Here is a 16,621-nt window from a genome sequence, read left to right on the forward strand (position 1 = left end):
ACATTTCAATGACCTCTTTAGTGTTTTCGAACCGACTTTTGCCGGTTCTATTGTTTGACTTTTAATTTTTCGGTAAAAATTTACCGAAGTATTGTGTAAGATAGAACAATAAACGAAATAACCTTTATATTTTCTAATTTAAATTCTTTTTTAAGAGAATCATTATAGTTTTTACGAATAATACTTATCTTTGCATTATTATCTGATTCAATTATTTATGAATTAATTAAAAACGATGCAATTATGAGCAAAATGAAATTCATGGTTCTGTTTATGAGCCTCGCTATTATCTTAGGCGGTTGTGCCAGTATGAATAATGCTGGTAAAGGCGCAGCCATTGGTGGTGGTTCGGGAGCAGCGTTAGGTGCTATTCTCGGTGGCGTTATAGGAAAAGGTAAAGGTGCTGCTATTGGTGCAGCTATTGGTACGGCAGTAGGTGCCGGGGCCGGTGCTGCAATCGGACATAAGATGGATAAAAAAGCTGCAGAAGCTGCCAGAATAGAGGGTGCTCAAGTGGAAAAAGTGAAAGATGCCAATGGACTGGATGCTGTAAAAGTGTCTTTTAGCTCCGGTATTCTTTTCCCATTTAACTCTTCTGCGTTGAGTAATAGCTCAAAGAATGCATTGGCAGAATTTGCCACAGTGTTGAAAGAGGACCCGACGATTGACATTGCTGTGTTAGGCCATACCGATAAAGTTGGAAGTTACGAAGCCAATCAAAAGGTTTCCAATAACCGCGCATTTGCAGTACAGAAATATTTGCAGCAGTGCGGAGTATCTCCTTCGCAGTTTAAAGCAGTAAAGGGGATGGGCTATTCCCAGTACGACGAATCTAAAGCTGCCGATCAAAACCGTCGTGTAGAAGTTTATATGTATGCCAGTGAACAAATGATAAAGAATGCGGAAGCCGCTAATTAAAAAGTACCCGACATGTGTACAAGCAGCTGATTTTCTTATACCATTCTGGCAGTTCTTGATGTACCGTTTCAGGGTGGTTTATGTTAAGTCCGCTTAGGGTGGTTGTAGTGCTCAGTAACAAATTATATCAGAAGATAACCCACGTGGATGCACACGTGGGTTTTGTTTTATAAATACATAATATTGGGGGGGATAGGCTACGGCTAAGTATGAGTTTGGTACAACATTGCGATTTCATTCAGCAAGACTGTCGTTTCATATTGTCAAACAGAAAGAACCAGATTCTCTGATTAATGAATCTGGTTCCTGTTTTCCACTACTGAAAGAAGAAACTAAATCTGGAAGAAAAAGAAAAGCAATCAAGCGGACTTTTCACATCTCTCGATATAAGCCAATACATCCCCTTTCTTTACAGCTTCTCCCTGTTTCACGCAAACCTCAATGATGCGTCCGTTGAAATTTGCAAATATTTTGTCATAAGTGTTCCATGGCGTGGCAATATAACAGAAAACATCATCCGGGCTATATTTACGCCCTATCTCAGGAACCATAGAAGATGTTTGTACATCTATTTCCCAGATAATCTGACCATTTGCTACAGCAGTTATCGGTTCGGCCTTGGCACGCTTCAAACGTTTTACATCTTCATCCGAAAATCCTTGTTTGGCAAGAGCCGCATCTTTGGCACGTTGCAGATCTTCCTCAAAACGTTTTTTGGCAATTCCCGATTTATAATCACGATATTGGCGATCGTGCATTGCCAACTCGAACAACTCTTCATCATCCTGTCCAAAATCCCAACCGTTTTCTTTCATTTCTTTTTTATATTCATCCAACTGGTCAGGATAATTCTTTTGCGGATCTTCTTCTGTAAATTTATATCCTTTCGCTTCGGCCAATGCTATAATTTCAGGAGCAAGAGATCCGGGCAATCGTCCACTCTTGCCAAGAATCATGTCCCAAGTATGGTTGTCGATCATGCTCCAGCGTTCTTCTCCTTTTATAAGGGCCATGACATTCATTAAAGCCACATTTTTCACGTATTGGCTGAAAGGAGTCACTAAAGGAGGATATCCAAGCTTGGGCCAAACATATTCCACTTCATCAAACAGCATCACTAAAAGATCGTCAATGCTGAGCTCCGGCTCATTTTTACTTCTTAAAATCATGTTGATGCCGGAATGTACACCTTTCAAGTCCGCCATCATAGAGCCCATCATACCACCTGGCAAACCACTCTTCAACAATAAAGATGAAGTATGCTTATTGGTAGGATCCATAAAGTAACCCAGAAAGTCATCAATGAACTCCTGTGTCATGGCGCGTGCTTTCATATAGGCTTTCATATTAATTTCCGGTACTTGAAAACCGGCATCTTTCAACATCGCTTGTACAGATATTACGTCCGGATGAACTTTTCCCCATGACATAGGCTCCATTGCCACATCGATGATGTCAGCTCCATTTTCGCAAACTTCAAGAATAGAGGCCATCGAGAGGCCGGGACCGCTATGCCCGTGATATTGAATGATTATTTCCGGATATCGCTCTTTAATTGCTTTTGTCAGTTTGCCCAACATTTTAGGCCGGCCGATTCCGGCCATGTCTTTCAGACATATTTCCGAAGCTCCTGCCTCTATCAACTGAACAGCGATATCAGTATAATACTCTACGGTATGAACCGGAGAAAAAGTAATACATAAGGTTGCCTGAGGAATCATCCCTGCTTCAAGAGCGTAATGGATGGAAGGAATAATATTTTTTACTTCATTCAAACCGCAGAAAATTCGCGTAATGTCTACGCCCTGAGCATGCTTTACTTTGTACATCAGCCGGCGTACATCTGCCGGAACAGGATACATCCGCAAAGCGTTCAGCCCGCGATCGAGCATGTGAGTTTGAATCCCGGCTTCACGGAAGGGTTTAGTAAAAGCTCGGACTGCTACATTAGGGTTTTCGCCATACAACAGATTTACTTGTTCAAATGCGCCTCCATTTGTTTCTACACGGGCAAAACAGCCCATTTCGATAATTAGCGGAGCGATTCTTACCAACTGGTCAACACGCGGTTGATACTTTCCGGACGATTGCCACATATCCCGATAAACGAGACTAAATCTTATTTCCTTTTTCATAGCATAAATCAGAATGTTTTTTATACAATAAGGTTAACTAGTCTTCGCAAATATACAGAATCATTTGACATTATGATAAAAAACCGGGAAATATTTATAGAAAATGGAGTAACGAAATATCTCGATACTCCATTAAATTATATATCCGCGAATGTTGTTTTTACATAAAATCTTTCAGCTCTTGCTGTAAACGCTGACGAGTGAAAAATATCCGGCTTTTTACCGTGCCTAACGGTAAACCTAATTTTTCGGCAATTTCCCGATATTTAAAACCGGATGCGTGCATAGAAAAAGGTATTTTATATTCTTCTGGAAGCGAATGTATAATCCTGTACATTTCTTTAAAGTCATAAGCACCCTCGGTACTGTCAAATCCCGAGTTTTGTGGAAGGTTTAAATGATATAAATTGTCGGTCCGGTCTACATAGGTCTGATCGCGTATTATTTTCCGATAATTATTGATGAAGATATTTCGCATAATCGTATACATCCATCCCTTAAAATTTGTATCGGGCATGTATTTTTCTTCATTGTCTAAAGCTTTCAGAGATGTTTCTTGCAACAGATCGTTTGCCTCATCCCGATCGGCTGTTAGTTTATATGCAAAACGCAATAATTCATCTTGAACTCCAATAAGATCTTTTCTAAAACTTAAACTTTTCATATAGATAAGAGTTTATGGTTAATATTTTTTTCTTTATTTGTGCAATTTAGACATTTCATTACAATGCTATGGGGTAATTTTTATCATTTTTGAATAGAAAAGTTGTCAATTAGGGCTTATTATAGATTTTTCATTCATCTTGGAGTAAAAAAAGCATCTTTTTTATATAAAGAATTGTTATTAATATGTATATTTACTGAAACATCACAAAGATGGAAATAAAAATACAAATTCCGATATTGTTGTTGGTACTATGGGCTGGAATAGCATCGCTTCCGGAGCAAAATAAGAAAGAAAAAATAGAAGCCCAAAGAGAAGGTTGTCACGTTGGCAAACTACTAGATAAACGTCCTCACGGCATTACCAATGATTGGTCAGTATATTCTTCTTGTCATGCTTTATTCATTGGAAGTTAAAAATGATTTTCTGTTTTCTTATCTTCCATAGTACGGTCAGGCATACAATATCCTTTACGGGGGTGGGAAGGGGTTGATTTTTAATGCGCCAATAGAGAATTACCGAATGGCTATCGATCAGAAAGGCAATGCTGTTATAAAATTCTTCACCCGTAATTCGGAGGACCGCTACAATTTTATTATAAAGGTGTTTAATAATGGCTCGACAGCGGATTGACGCAACAATGCAAAACCGACAGGCTATCGGCTTTCGTGGAGAAATAGCCGTTAATGATCAATATGTCTGCTTATTTTATGTGTGCTTAATTAGACCGCGTCTTCTCCTCCCTTCAGAGTAGGCAGGCAAATGTGATATTTTACGGCCAGAATACGAGAAAGAAAAACCGTTATTCCGGTTATTATCTGACAAGCATACGATTCTAAATGTATTGCATCGCATATCCAATATGCCACTCCTCCGAGTATACATGCCATGGCATAAATTTCCTTGCGGAATATCAACGGAATTTCATTGATAAACACGTCGCGAATCACTCCGCCTGCAGATCCGGTCATTCCTCCCATGATTATGGCCACCCAGAAAGGATACCCCAACGCCAGACTTTTTCCTACGCCTACAACTGTAAAAAGGGCCAGACCGATAGTGTCGAAGATAAAAAAAGTATTGTTGAGACGTATTAACGAACGGCTAAAGCAAATCACCCATAGCAATGCCAATCCTGTACATATTAAATAAATGGGATTTGTCATCCAGCCGGGAGTGACATCGAGTAAGACATCCCGGATCGTACCGCCTCCGATGGCAGTAACAAACCCTACAACATACGCTCCAAACCAGTCGAAGCGCTTGGCAGAAGCCAAGCGAATACCGCTGATGGCAAAAGCAAATGTACCGATAAAATCCAGAAATTGAACGAATGTGAGCATATATTTGTTATTTTATGTGCAAAGTAACAAATAAATTCCGTAAGAAAATGTACATTTGCTTCGCGAAAAGTATAGAAAATATATGAAAATAACAATTGTTGCCGGGGCACGCCCCAATTTCATGAAGATAGCCCCCATTACACGTGCTATCGAAGCTGCGCGGGCGCAGGGTAAAACAATCTCTTACCGGTTGATATACACGGGTAAACGGAATGACACCAGCTTGGATGCATCCTTGTTTGCCGACTTGGATATGAAAGCCCCGGATGCTTATCTGGAAGTGGAAAGCAGCAATCCCATCAATTTGGCCGCCGGAATAATGATTGCTTTTGAAAAAGAGTTGACGGAGAATCCCACTCATGTCGTTCTTGTAGTCGATGATTTGACCGCAACCATGAGTTGTGCTATCGTGGCTAAGAAACAAGGTATCAAAGTAGCGCATCTGGTAGCCGGAACCCGTTCTTTCGACATGAATATGCCTAAAGAAGTCAACCGTATGATAACAGACGGACTATCCGATTATCTGTTTACGGCAGGAATGGTGGCCAACAGAAACCTGAATCAAACCGGAACGGAAAAGAAAAACGTTTTTTATGTAGGAAATATATTGATAGACAGTATACGTTATAATCGAAACCGCCTGTTGAAACCGGTATGGTTTTCAGTATTGGGGCTTCAGGAAAAAGAGTATCTGCTATTCACTCTCAATCGTCGAATAATATTGAATAATAAAAACAACTTGCGCCAATTACTGGAAGCTGTGGTCGATAAATCTGCAGGAACACCGGTTGTGGCGCCGCTTCACACCTATGTGCGCGACACCATTAAAGAAATAGGTTTCGAAGCGCCGAATTTTCATATTATGCCGCCGCAGAACTACTTGTTTTTCGGCTATTTGGTGAATAAGGCGAAAGGAATTATCACAGACTCCGGAAACGTGGCTGAAGAGGCGACATTCCTGGGTATTCCATGTATTACTCTGAACACATATGCAGAACATCCTGAGACATGGCGGATGGGAACCAATGAGCTGGTAGGAGAGGATCCCGAATCTTTGGCGCAGGCTGTCGACAAATTGATAAAAGGCGAATGGAAACAGGGCGAACTACCTGAGCGGTGGGATGGACGTACGGCAGAGCGTATTGTGCAGATACTGACGGAGCAATAGCAATCTGTTTGTTTTTCCGTAATAAAACTTAAAGAGAGTTTTATTACGGAACGATGAGTAAAAAACGTTATATAAACCGGAGGTAGTCGGAGTAATTTGCTAACTTTGTAAATCTACTGCGAACGTTATGAAACAATTATACTCTAAAATAACGATACTTCTTTTATTTATGGCGGTCGCTCTGAGCGCTTTGGGGCAACAGATAAAAGGAGTTGTCACCGATTCGCTGACCAACGAGCCGTTGATGTATATCTCCGTTTATTATCAGGACAAGCGGGAGGTAGGAACCATTACCGATATCAATGGAGAATATAAGCTCGGCGCCCGCAGAAGTGGAGAAAAGCTGGTCTTCTCTGCTATAGGATACAGCAGCAAGATTGTAAAGATCGGGGCGGGAAATCAAACTATTAACGTGAAGCTGGCTCCGGATAATGTGTTGTTGAAAGAAGTTGTTGTAAAGCCGCAAAAAGAAAAATATTCCCGGAAAAACAATCCTGCGGTGGAGTTCATGAAAAAAGTCATTCAACATAAAAAGGCCCAGATTCTCGAAGCCAACGATTACTACCGGTACGACAAGTATGAAAAGATGAAGATGTCCATCAACGACCTGACGCCGGAAAAGCTCGAAAAAGGGATATATAAAAAGTATGCTTTCCTGAAAGATCAGATCGAAGTGTCGGAAACCACGCAGAAACTCATCCTGCCCATTTCGGTTCAGGAAACGGCTTCGCAAACAATCTTCCGGAAATCTCCCGAAAGCAAGAAGACCATTATTAAAGGGCGCAACTCCAACGGCATCGAAGAATTCTTTTCTACGGGCGATATGTTGGGGACAGTGCTCAAAGATGTTTTTTCCGATATCAACATCTATGACGACGAAATCCGACTTCTGCAACAACGTTTTGTCAGCCCTATCGGAGTCAATGCCATTTCATTCTACAAGTTTTACCTGATGGACACATTGATGGTAGACAACCGGGAATGCGTTCACCTCTCTTTTGTTCCTCAGAATTCTCAAGATTTCGGTTTTACCGGACATTTATATGTATTGAAAGATTCTACTTATGCGGTACAGAAATGTACGATGAATTTGCCTAAGAAGACCGGAGTGAATTTCGTCAACCAAATGGACATTGTGCAACAGTACAAACAGCTCCCTAACGGCAATTGGGTGTTGGTCAACGACGATATGACCGTAGATCTCTCATGGAATACGAATAAATCCAACGGAGGGGTGCAAGTAGAGCGGGTGATAAAATACAGCAATTATAACTTCGATCCGATAGAAGCCCGTTTGTTCCGTTTCAAAGGTTCTGTCATCAAAGAAGCCGATATGCTTTCAAAGAGCGACGAATATTGGGCAAGCGTACGGGAAGTGCCTCTGACCAAGACGGAAAGCAACATGGATGTCTTCATCAACCGCATCGAGCAGATTCCGGGTTTCAAATATATCATCTTCGGGGCGAAGGCTTTGATTGAAAACTTTGTGGAGATAGGAGGAACCAAAGAGAATCCGAGCAAGTTCGATTTAGGTCCTATCAATACGATGATTTCGGGCAACTATATCGACGGAACCCGCTTTCGGTTGAGCGGAATGACCACAGCCCATTTTCATCCTCACTGGTTCTTGAGCGGATACGGGGCTTATGGCTTGAAAGATCGACGTTGGAAATACCGAGGCACGGTGACCTATTCTTTCAATAAACGGGATTACGTAGTGTGGGAATTCCCCAAGCATCATATTTCGGCTTCATATAGCTATGATGTGATGTCGCCGATGGATAAATTCCTGTTCACGGATAAAGACAACGTTTTTGTTTCGTTCAAAACCACTACCGTAGACCAGATGTCGTATATCCGTGACGCTACCCTTAATTACGAATTGGAATCGCAAACCGGCTTGGGAGTGAAAGCGATGTTCCGGTGGAGGAACGACGAGCCCGCGGGGAAGTTGGAATATTTACCCAACGTGGAAAATACCGTTCCCATTCATGACATCACCACTTGCGAAGCCAGCGTCACCCTTCGTTATGCGCCGGGAGAATCTTTCGTCAACTCAAAACAGAGGCGGGTTCCTGTGTCATTAGACGCTCCGATTTTCACTCTCAACCACACCATCGGCATCAAGGGTGTCTTAGGCGGAGAATACAACTTCAACCGTACCGAAGCAAGCGTATGGAAACGTTTCTGGCTGCCTGCCTCATGGGGTAAGATCGACATGAGCCTTAAAGCCGGCGCAGAATGGAATACCGTTCCTTTCCCGTTCCTGATTCTTCCGGAGGCAAATCTTTCCTATATTACGCAACGCGAAACGTTTTGCCTGATCAACAATATGGAATTTCTGAACGACCGCTTTGCCTCTCTTTCTTTATCTTACGATATGAATGGCAAACTTTTCAACCGCATTCCTTTATTGAAGAACTTGAAATGGAGGGAAATGTTCCGTATCCGCACGCTGTGGGGGAGCCTTACCGATAAAAACAATCCTTTCAAGAGCAATAACCCCGAATTGTTCCGTTTTCCTGCGCGAAACGGAGAATATACCAGCTTCGTGATGGATTCTAAGATTCCTTATATAGAAGGAAGTGTGGGTATCTACAATATTTTTAAATTACTACATATAGAATATGTGCACCGCTTTACCTATCGCGACAAGCCGAATATCAATAAGAACGGCATCCGGTTTATGGTATTGATGGTGTTTTAAAGACTTTTGATATGCAACCTCTTGCCGAACGGCTACGCCCTAAAACGTTGGATGAATATATCGGTCAGAAACATCTGGTCGGACCGGACGCGATTCTGCGGAAAATGATTGAAGCGGGGCGTATCTCGTCATTTATTCTTTGGGGACCTCCCGGAGTAGGGAAAACAACGCTGGCCCAGATTATCGCCAACAAACTGGAAACGCCGTTCTATACGTTAAGTGCGGTGACGTCGGGCGTGAAAGACGTAAGAGAAGTCATAGAGCGTGCCAAAAACAACCGTTTTTTCTCGCAAGCCAGCCCCATTTTGTTTATCGACGAAATCCACCGGTTCAGCAAATCCCAGCAAGACTCGCTTTTGGGCGCGGTGGAACAGGGTGTGGTTACCCTTATCGGAGCGACCACCGAAAACCCTTCGTTCGAAGTGATCCGCCCCCTTCTTTCGCGTTGCCAGTTGTATGTGCTGAAATCTTTGGAAAAAGACGACCTGCTCGAACTGTTGCAACGTGCGCTCACTGTCGACAACGTTTTAAAAACACGCGATATTCAACTGAAAGAAACGGATGCCATGTTGCGCTTTTCGGGAGGAGATGCCCGCAAATTACTCAATATTCTGGAACTTGTCGTAGAGTCGGAAGCGAAAGATCCCGTTGTGATAACCGACGATATGGTGACCGAACGCCTGCAACAAAACCCGTTGGCCTACGATAAAGACGGAGAGATGCACTACGATATCGTTTCCGCATTCATCAAATCCATCAGGGGAAGCGATCCGGACGGAGCAATTTATTGGCTTGCCCGGATGGTGGAAGGAGGAGAAGATCCCGCTTTCATTGCGCGCCGGCTGGTAATCTCGGCGGCCGAAGACATCGGTTTGGCAAACCCCAACGCTTTGCTTCTGGCAAATGCCTGCTTCGACACACTGATGAAAATTGGCTGGCCCGAAGGGCGTATTCCTTTGGCGGAAACAACGATATATTTGGCCACCAGCCCCAAAAGCAACTCTGCCTACACTGCCATTAACGACGCAATAGAGTTGGTGCGTTCTACCGGCAACCTTCCCGTACCGCTTCATTTGCGCAACGCGCCTACCAAGCTGATGAAGCAATTGGGCTACGGTCGGGAATACAAATACGCGCATAGTTACGAGGGGAATTTCGTAAAGCAGCAGTTTCTGCCCGATGATTTGAAAGAAACAAGAATATGGCACCCTCAAAACAACCCGGCGGAGCGAAAACATGCGGAACGGATGAAACAGTTGTGGGGAGAAAAATTTGAAGAATAACACTCAAAATTATAAGTAAGATAAACATGAAAATAGTAGTTTTAGACGGTTTTACCGCCAATCCCGGCGATTTGTCATGGGAAGCATTGAAGGTTCTGGGAGAATGTACGATTTACGACCGCACAGCCCCTGAAGAATTATTGGAACGTGCAGCGGAAGCGGAAGTTGTTCTGACGAATAAGGTGGTGATAAAGGCAAAGCACATGGAGGCATTGCCTGCATTGAAATATATCGGGGTATTGGCTACCGGATACAACGTCGTGGATGTGGCAGCAGCCAAGGAACGGAGAATCGTTGTCACCAATATTCCTGCCTACAGCACCTCGTCCGTAGCGCAAATGGTGTTCGCGCATATTTTGAACATCACACAGCGAGTGGGATACTACTCCGAAGAGGTTCATAAAGGGCGGTGGACCCAAAGTGCCGACTTCTGCTTCCGCGATACGCCGCTCATCGCTCTGCGCGATAAGAAAATCGGCTTGATAGGCTTAGGAAACACCGGATATACCACCGCCCGCATTGCTATAGGTTTCGGTATGCAAGTATATGCTTTTACTTCGAAATCTCCTTTCCAGCTGCCGCCCGAAATCAAGAAAAAAGAGCTGGATGAGCTATTCAGCGAGTGCGATATCGTCAGCCTGCACTGTCCGCTTACCGAAGAAACGCGCGGATTGGTAAACGCCCGCCGCTTGGCGCTTATGAAACCCACGGGCATCCTCATCAACACCGGTCGGGGTCCGTTGATCAACGAGCAGGACTTGGCCGACGCCCTCAACAGCGGAAAAATTTATGCCGCCGGCGTGGATGTTCTTTCTACCGAACCGCCACGTGCCGACAATCCGTTGCTGACGGCTAAAAACTGCTATATCACACCTCATATAGCATGGGCTACGACAGCAGCCCGTGAACGGCTCATCAATCTTGCCGTGGGCAATTTGCAGGCATATATCAACGGCAAGCCGGAAAACGTCGTAAGCAAATAGACTAATGTCCGTTGATTTTAGAAGATAGGAATTGCCTGAAAAAATCCCACTGAACTCTGAAATAAAAGTCTGCGGGAACTCTGAAGAAAACCCTGCCGGACTCTGAAAAAAAGCCCGTCGGACTCTGAAAAAAAGCCCGCGGGCTTTGAAAAAAAGGCGGCGGGCTTTGAAACTAAACACGGCGGGCTTTGAAATCAAACACGGCGGGCTTTTTTAAAAAGGTGGCAGACCTTTCAAACCCACACTGTGTGATTCGTTCGATATGTATTAATATATTACTATTTCAAAAGCATTTTTTCCGGAACGTTTTCGCAAATGTTCCGGATTTTTTTAAAGCATTGAAAACGACAAAAAGCCAAAATGCCACTATGACTGTATTTTTGTTCAACTATTTTTGCAATGTATTGCATATATTGCTCATTGATAGTCTTATACGCCCTTTTGTTTCATCTCGGGAACGATGTGTTTTATGCTACTCATTTCCGCCTGTTCACAACGCTTGTTAAACTGACAACAGGGAGAAGAAAGATGGAAAAAGAATCTGTTTGTGTAAGAAATATTCATAAACAATCAAGTCTGCTTGCCGTTGTCGATAAAAAACTCAGCTCAAGCATATTGTTTACTCCGGTTTTTGCCTATCTTTGTGAATATGAGAATACGAAATACTATATTCTTATTGATGATAAGCATGATTGGTTATGGCTGACCAAGTAGGGAAACCGACTTTCTTAAAATGCTGCAAACATGATAACAACGATTGCCCCTTGTGGAATGAATTGTGAATTGTGCCATTCACTCCAGAACAGAAAAAAGAATTGCCCCGGATGCAGGAAGAAACCAACCAACTGTGTCATTCAGAATTGTCAGCAAAGAGGAGTGTATTGTTATGACTGTTCCAAGTTTCCGTGCAGAAGGTTAAAACAACTGGATTTGAGATATCGGACAAACTATTCGATGAGTATGCTTGAAAATCTTGTCTATATTAAAGAATATGGAGAAACAGCATTCTTGCAACAGCAGAGAAAGAAATATACCTGCCCCGATTGCGGTAAACTCCGTACTGTACACCATGATTACTGCATCTATTGCAAACAAGATAAACGGAGCGGGAAGAGCGGGACAGGGATGAAAAAAACAAAAGAATAAAAGATGCCTGCTAAAGACAGTATCTTGGAAATAACCGACAGATTATTCTAAGAATATTTTAAACAAACAATTAAAGAAGAAGGCGGCAGAATATTGCAAACTTTCTCCATCCCCGTATCGTTTCGGTTCGAGTTCACCGTTTGTAAAACAGTCATAGTGGCATTTTGGCTTTTTGTCGTTTTCAAAATAACCTTTCCGTAGGCTGTATGATTCGATTATTAAATTGATAATCTTTTGAAAATCAAGCAAAAGAGCTGCCTAAACATCTTTACGAACGAGGAATATTACCCCATTTTCGGCCAAAAAACAGCGTAATGTGGCTTTATCGACACATTGCTTCTGCCAGGCTTCAAAAGCCGGGTGGGAGAGAGCCAAAGGAAACTTTTCCTACGTCTTTATTTTTAAGAAAAGATATGACGTAAATCCGCCCGGTCGCATATCGCGCCTATAAACAATGAAGGATTCTTTTCCGGAAGCAACGAAGCGTTTCGTCACGATTGGCGAGACGCCATGTGCGATATTAAATATTTTTTCCGGATAATCATAAACCACCCCAACAGAATCAATCCTTTGGCAATGGTGGTGACACAGACCGCCCACCAGATTCCTTCCACACCCATTCCCATGTTTACGAACAGAATAGCGAGCGGAATCCGCATATAATTGCATCCGATGCTGACAATAGCCGGAGGAACGGTACGCCCGAGACCGTAAAACACTCCCTGCATTGTAATCTCGAGCATCATGAACAATTGCGAATAACCGTCTATGCGGAGAAAAACTCCGCCCGCTTCGTAAGCGGCTCGCTCCGGCACGAAGATTGAGAAGACTTCGCTGCCGTAGCATACGAACAAGAATGTACAGAATGTGCCGAAAATACCCGTCATCCACAGGGTTGTCTGCCAGGCTTTAAGCACGCGGTCTGTTCTTCCCCCCGCGTAGTTTTGAGCAATGAAGGCACTGAGGGCGGTGGAAAAGCCTTGAGAAGTATTCCACGTAATCGCTTCAATCTGTCCTCCGGTGGTGAACGTCATCAGCCCTATATGCCCGCCCTGCTCGGACGCCGTGCGGCAAAGAAACATATTCACGAAAGCAAAAAGAGTATTTAATGCGGCAACGGGAAAACCCAATTTGAAAATACGATGAGCGTATTTCTTTTTGAGAGCGGTAAAAAAGGGGAATCGTCCCAATAGCACATCCCTGACGCGAAGCTGATAGATGAAGATCAACAACACAGTAGCTTCCGAAATCCATGTGGCATAAGCGGCTCCGTTTGTTCCCAGCTTAAGCCCGAAAATCAGCAAAGGGTCGAGAAGCATATTCAATACCAGTCCCGCGCTGCTGATATAAAAAGGAACTTTGCTTCGTCCCGCCGCATTGTAAATACCGGTGAAAGCAGCGGAGAGAAAGACGAAAGGCAATCCGGTGGAAATGATCCGCAGATACTTCACAGCGGCGGCGCTGATAGGAGCTTCCAGCTCGTAAATGCTGATGATGGGGCGGGCGAATATGAACAGCAAGCTGCCCAAACAAAGGGAAATAATTAATGCAAGCGTAATATTATGCGAAGCGAATTGCCGGGCGTCGTCCTGATTCTGCGCCCCGATAGATTGCCCCACACTTACTTCCGAACCGACTTTATTTAAAAGCGAGATAGAACCCGACATCCATGCCAGAAGACTGACGGAACCGATGGCGGCTACCGCCTCGCTGCCTATTCTTCCTACCCAAGCCATGTCCGTAAGGCTATACGCCATTTGAATGAACGATGTAGCCATGATGGGCATGGCCAGATTAAAGAGTTGTCGATTGATAGGACCGTACGTCAGATTCTTGATTCCTTGCATACAAATAATTTCTATTGTGAAAAAGTTTGCAAAGATACATAAAAATCCGGTTTTAACTATAGCTTATTCCGTTATTTCCGGCAAGCAGGAATAGAGCGTATCACACTTTATGTCTTATTTTGACTTCCGGTATTCCAACGGTGTCATTCCGGTCATCCGCTTAAAGAATTTGCAGAAAAAGGAGGAATTTGGAAAATTCAGTTCGTCCGAAACCTGATAAATCACATAGTTGCTGTGTTTCAGCAATACTTTGGCCTTGAGCGTGACGGAACGGTTTATCCACTCCATCACTGTCTGCCCGCTGGTCTGCCGGATAACGGTGTTCAGATAGCGCGGAGTCAGGCATAGCTTGTCTGCATAAAAAGCAACGTTGCGCTCCGTACGGCTATGGGCATTAGCCAAAGAGATGAAGCGCCGGAATATTTCTTCCCGCCGTGTCATGCAATTGCTGCCCGATTGATTTTGAGGACGGGCAATGTGTTCGATATGATGCAACAATCCTTCCAAGAGATGTTGAACAACCTCTTTGTGAAACTCTTTATTCCGGACAATATTCCATATTAATGTAAAGAAGTCTTGGATAAGTATCCATTCTTCGGCTGTCAATAACAACAAAGATTGGGGATACTGCTGAAAAAATAATTCAGAAAAGTTTTCTCCATCTGTTCTGAGAAGGAAATCACCGTTAAAGGCAATCATCTGCGCTTCGAAGTCCGGTGAGACTTTAATTAATTGGGCGATAGAGTCTGGCGGCACGAGAAACAAATGATTGGATTGAGGCTGATGTTCCAACAGATTGAGAGAAACATGAGCCGAGCCTTGTCGCACCAGAATAATACGCGCTCCTATAATGCGATAGAGTTGTCCGTCAGTGAGAAAGGTTTTCGTCCGGTTAAGGTTTTTGATAAAACCGAAATCAGAGTTGATGAAATGTGTTTGACCATGCTGGGGCATTTGCATCTCTTCAAATAAACGAAGACTTAAATCCAAAGGTTCTTTTTGTTTCATGCTTCCTGTTCTTTCCTGCAAAGATAATAAAATAGCAGCTATTTAAGGGATTATATCTTTTTCTCGAACTAATAGAGCATTTCTGCCAACTATCGGAATATGGTTGTGCATCGGGAACACTTACCTTTGCATTGTAAAAAACTAATTGAAGATATATGAAAGAAATCATGTTCAGTTTTTTTCTTTGGCTACCCGTTGCCGGAACGTATGCCCAAACAACTTTGGACGAATGCAGGCGCAAAGCGCAGGAACACTATCCGTTGGTACGCCAGTACAGTTTGATAGAAAGGGCAAAAGCATACAATATAGAGAATGCGTCGAAGGGGTATTTGCCCCAATTCGCTTTTTCGGCCAAGGCAACTTATCAAAGTGACGTTACGGAACTGCCGCTGAAGATTCCGAATATCGACATGAAAGGAATTCCGAAAGACCAGTACCTCGTGATGCTGGAGTTGCAACAGAATGTTTGGGACAGCGGGAAAATACGGATACAGAAGAAGCAGGCGGCAGCAGAGGCCGAGATAGAACGGCAAAATGTAAATGTGGAAATGTACGCTTTGAATAGCCGGATAAACCGCCTTTTCTTCGGCATTTTGTTGTTGGACGAACAGTTGAAACAGAACATCTTATTGCAAGAAGAGTTGAAAAGGAACGAACAGCAGATAACAGCCTATCGAAAATACGGTATTGCCAACCGGTCCGATCTGGATGCCGTGAGCGTGGAACTGCTGAACACACGCCAAAAACAAATGGAGCTTTCGACTTTGCGTGCGGCTTATTTGAAAATGTTGTCGCTGTTCGTAGGAGAGGAGCTATTGCCCGAAACGGTTTTAGAGAAGCCGGTACTTGTAAAACCTTTTTCGGACACGGAAGAAATTTACCGGCCGGAACTTTTGTGGTTCGATGCTCAGAAAAACGGAATCCATGTACAGGAAAAAGCGTTGAACATAAGACATCTTCCGCATTTAAGCCTTTTTGCGCAAGGCGCTTACGGAAACCCCGGACTGAACATGCTGAAAAACAAATTTTCTCCTTTTTACGTGGCAGGGCTCCGACTCGTCTGGAATTTCGGAAGCCTGTATACGTTGAAAAACGACCGCAAACTGATATCAGACAGATATCGGCAGATAGACAACAGCCGGGATGTTTTTCTTTTCAACACCCGCTTGCAAATGGTACAACAGCGGCAGGCAATCCGTTCGCTGGAACAACAAATGCAAGATGATGATGAGATCATCCGCCTGCGCGGTAATATCCGACGGTCGGCCGAAGCCAAAGTAGCTAACGGCACACTCACGGTAACGGAGTTATTACGCGAGTTGACTGCCGAAAGCCTTGCCCGGCAAACGAAAGCATTGCACGAAATCCAATGGCTTATGGCTATTTATGAATTAAAACATACGACCAATCATTAATATT

The 16,621-nt window shown here is 43.5% G+C and carries 15 protein-coding genes; 10 read left to right on the forward strand and 5 right to left on the reverse strand.

Annotated elements, in window-relative coordinates:
- The first annotated feature begins 243 nt into the window (after positions 1 to 243).
- Positions 244 to 918: an OmpA family protein gene (locus GGR07_RS10125; protein WP_021644104.1), complete on the forward strand. Its 675-nt coding sequence runs from the start codon at positions 244 to 246 to the stop codon at positions 916 to 918.
- A gap of 359 nt (positions 919 to 1,277) precedes the next feature.
- Here GGR07_RS10125 and GGR07_RS10130 read toward each other — a convergent pair whose 3' ends face one another.
- Together GGR07_RS10130 and GGR07_RS10135 are read right to left on the reverse strand one after the other, a co-directional pair.
- Entirely contained in the window at positions 1,278 to 3,053 is a 1,776-nt protein-coding gene (locus tag GGR07_RS10130) for a biotin/lipoyl-binding protein (RefSeq protein WP_122056596.1), read from the reverse strand.
- A 160-nt stretch (positions 3,054 to 3,213) separates the two neighbouring features.
- Positions 3,214 to 3,717, reverse strand: a complete 504-nt coding sequence (locus tag GGR07_RS10135; protein ID WP_021644102.1) for an RNA polymerase sigma factor — start codon at positions 3,715 to 3,717, stop codon at positions 3,214 to 3,216.
- A gap of 212 nt (positions 3,718 to 3,929) precedes the next feature.
- Here GGR07_RS10135 and GGR07_RS14085 point away from each other — a divergent pair, with 212 nt between their 5' ends.
- Both GGR07_RS14085 and GGR07_RS14090 read left to right on the forward strand, forming a co-directional pair.
- Positions 3,930 to 4,133 carry a hypothetical protein gene (locus GGR07_RS14085; protein ID WP_021644101.1) on the forward strand — a complete coding sequence of 68 codons (204 nt, stop codon included), beginning with the start codon at positions 3,930 to 3,932 and terminating at the stop codon, positions 4,131 to 4,133.
- 73 nt (positions 4,134 to 4,206) lie between these two features.
- Entirely contained in the window at positions 4,207 to 4,350 is a 144-nt protein-coding gene (locus GGR07_RS14090) for a DUF4251 domain-containing protein (RefSeq protein ID WP_316928471.1), read from the forward strand.
- 89 nt (positions 4,351 to 4,439) lie between these two features.
- On the opposite strand, the gene GGR07_RS10145 is transcribed toward GGR07_RS14090, so the two are convergent.
- Positions 4,440 to 5,060: a trimeric intracellular cation channel family protein gene (locus tag GGR07_RS10145; RefSeq protein ID WP_021644099.1), complete on the reverse strand. Its 621-nt coding sequence runs from the start codon at positions 5,058 to 5,060 to the stop codon at positions 4,440 to 4,442.
- Positions 5,061 to 5,142: 82 nt separating this feature from the next.
- Between GGR07_RS10145 and wecB the strand changes: the two genes are divergently transcribed.
- The 6 genes from wecB (at position 5,143) to GGR07_RS10175 (ending at position 12,330) form a co-directional block, all read left to right on the forward strand.
- Positions 5,143 to 6,228: a non-hydrolyzing UDP-N-acetylglucosamine 2-epimerase gene (gene wecB / locus GGR07_RS10150; protein WP_021644098.1), complete on the forward strand. Its 1,086-nt coding sequence runs from the start codon at positions 5,143 to 5,145 to the stop codon at positions 6,226 to 6,228.
- A 127-nt stretch (positions 6,229 to 6,355) separates the two neighbouring features.
- A complete protein-coding gene (locus GGR07_RS10155; RefSeq protein ID WP_021644097.1) occupies positions 6,356 to 8,935 on the forward strand; it encodes a DUF5686 and carboxypeptidase-like regulatory domain-containing protein in 2,580 nt (859 codons plus the stop codon).
- 11 nt (positions 8,936 to 8,946) lie between these two features.
- Positions 8,947 to 10,218: a replication-associated recombination protein A gene (locus GGR07_RS10160; protein WP_021644096.1), complete on the forward strand. Its 1,272-nt coding sequence runs from the start codon at positions 8,947 to 8,949 to the stop codon at positions 10,216 to 10,218.
- A gap of 26 nt (positions 10,219 to 10,244) precedes the next feature.
- Positions 10,245 to 11,201 carry a D-2-hydroxyacid dehydrogenase gene (locus GGR07_RS10165; RefSeq protein WP_021644095.1) on the forward strand — a complete coding sequence of 319 codons (957 nt, stop codon included), beginning with the start codon at positions 10,245 to 10,247 and terminating at the stop codon, positions 11,199 to 11,201.
- A 528-nt stretch (positions 11,202 to 11,729) separates the two neighbouring features.
- Positions 11,730 to 11,915 carry a hypothetical protein gene (locus GGR07_RS10170; RefSeq protein ID WP_147298148.1) on the forward strand — a complete coding sequence of 62 codons (186 nt, stop codon included), beginning with the start codon at positions 11,730 to 11,732 and terminating at the stop codon, positions 11,913 to 11,915.
- Between the two features lie 277 nt (positions 11,916 to 12,192).
- Positions 12,193 to 12,330 carry a hypothetical protein gene (locus GGR07_RS10175; protein ID WP_155897755.1) on the forward strand — a complete coding sequence of 46 codons (138 nt, stop codon included), beginning with the start codon at positions 12,193 to 12,195 and terminating at the stop codon, positions 12,328 to 12,330.
- A 508-nt stretch (positions 12,331 to 12,838) separates the two neighbouring features.
- Here GGR07_RS10175 and GGR07_RS10180 read toward each other — a convergent pair.
- Both GGR07_RS10180 and GGR07_RS10185 read right to left on the reverse strand, forming a co-directional pair.
- Positions 12,839 to 14,194 (reverse strand): MATE family efflux transporter, encoded by a 1,356-nt coding sequence (locus GGR07_RS10180; RefSeq protein ID WP_021644091.1) that lies wholly within the window; start codon positions 14,192 to 14,194, stop codon positions 12,839 to 12,841.
- 114 nt (positions 14,195 to 14,308) lie between these two features.
- Complete coding sequence (locus GGR07_RS10185; protein ID WP_021644090.1) at positions 14,309 to 15,202, reverse strand: helix-turn-helix domain-containing protein; 894 nt, start codon at positions 15,200 to 15,202, stop codon at positions 14,309 to 14,311.
- Between the two features lie 155 nt (positions 15,203 to 15,357).
- On the opposite strand from GGR07_RS10185, the gene GGR07_RS10190 reads away from it, so the two are divergent.
- Complete coding sequence (locus tag GGR07_RS10190) at positions 15,358 to 16,617, forward strand: TolC family protein (protein WP_021644089.1); 1,260 nt, start codon at positions 15,358 to 15,360, stop codon at positions 16,615 to 16,617.
- Positions 16,618 to 16,621 lie beyond the last annotated feature (4 nt).

The sequence above is a fragment of the Bacteroides pyogenes genome (assembly GCF_014196225.1).
GTDB classification, from domain to species: domain Bacteria; phylum Bacteroidota; class Bacteroidia; order Bacteroidales; family Bacteroidaceae; genus Bacteroides; species Bacteroides pyogenes_A.

What these genes read in the sequence shown, in the direction of transcription:
- GGR07_RS10125 (WP_021644104.1), top strand. Translation starts at nt 244, where the DNA reads ATGAGCAAAATGAAATTCATGGTTCTGTTTATGAGCCTCGCTATTATC.
- GGR07_RS10130 (WP_122056596.1), bottom strand. Translation starts at nt 3,053, where the DNA reads ATGAAAAAGGAAATAAGATTTAGTCTCGTTTATCGGGATATGTGGCAA.
- GGR07_RS10135 (WP_021644102.1), bottom strand. Translation starts at nt 3,717, where the DNA reads ATGAAAAGTTTAAGTTTTAGAAAAGATCTTATTGGAGTTCAAGATGAA.
- GGR07_RS14085 (WP_021644101.1), top strand. Translation starts at nt 3,930, where the DNA reads ATGGAAATAAAAATACAAATTCCGATATTGTTGTTGGTACTATGGGCT.
- GGR07_RS10145 (WP_021644099.1), bottom strand. Translation starts at nt 5,060, where the DNA reads ATGCTCACATTCGTTCAATTTCTGGATTTTATCGGTACATTTGCTTTT.
- wecB (WP_021644098.1), top strand. Translation starts at nt 5,143, where the DNA reads ATGAAAATAACAATTGTTGCCGGGGCACGCCCCAATTTCATGAAGATA.
- GGR07_RS10155 (WP_021644097.1), top strand. Translation starts at nt 6,356, where the DNA reads ATGAAACAATTATACTCTAAAATAACGATACTTCTTTTATTTATGGCG.
- GGR07_RS10160 (WP_021644096.1), top strand. Translation starts at nt 8,947, where the DNA reads ATGCAACCTCTTGCCGAACGGCTACGCCCTAAAACGTTGGATGAATAT.
- GGR07_RS10165 (WP_021644095.1), top strand. Translation starts at nt 10,245, where the DNA reads ATGAAAATAGTAGTTTTAGACGGTTTTACCGCCAATCCCGGCGATTTG.
- GGR07_RS10170 (WP_147298148.1), top strand. Translation starts at nt 11,730, where the DNA reads ATGGAAAAAGAATCTGTTTGTGTAAGAAATATTCATAAACAATCAAGT.
- GGR07_RS10175 (WP_155897755.1), top strand. Translation starts at nt 12,193, where the DNA reads ATGGAGAAACAGCATTCTTGCAACAGCAGAGAAAGAAATATACCTGCC.
- GGR07_RS10180 (WP_021644091.1), bottom strand. Translation starts at nt 14,194, where the DNA reads ATGCAAGGAATCAAGAATCTGACGTACGGTCCTATCAATCGACAACTC.
- GGR07_RS10185 (WP_021644090.1), bottom strand. Translation starts at nt 15,202, where the DNA reads ATGAAACAAAAAGAACCTTTGGATTTAAGTCTTCGTTTATTTGAAGAG.
- GGR07_RS10190 (WP_021644089.1), top strand. Translation starts at nt 15,358, where the DNA reads ATGAAAGAAATCATGTTCAGTTTTTTTCTTTGGCTACCCGTTGCCGGA.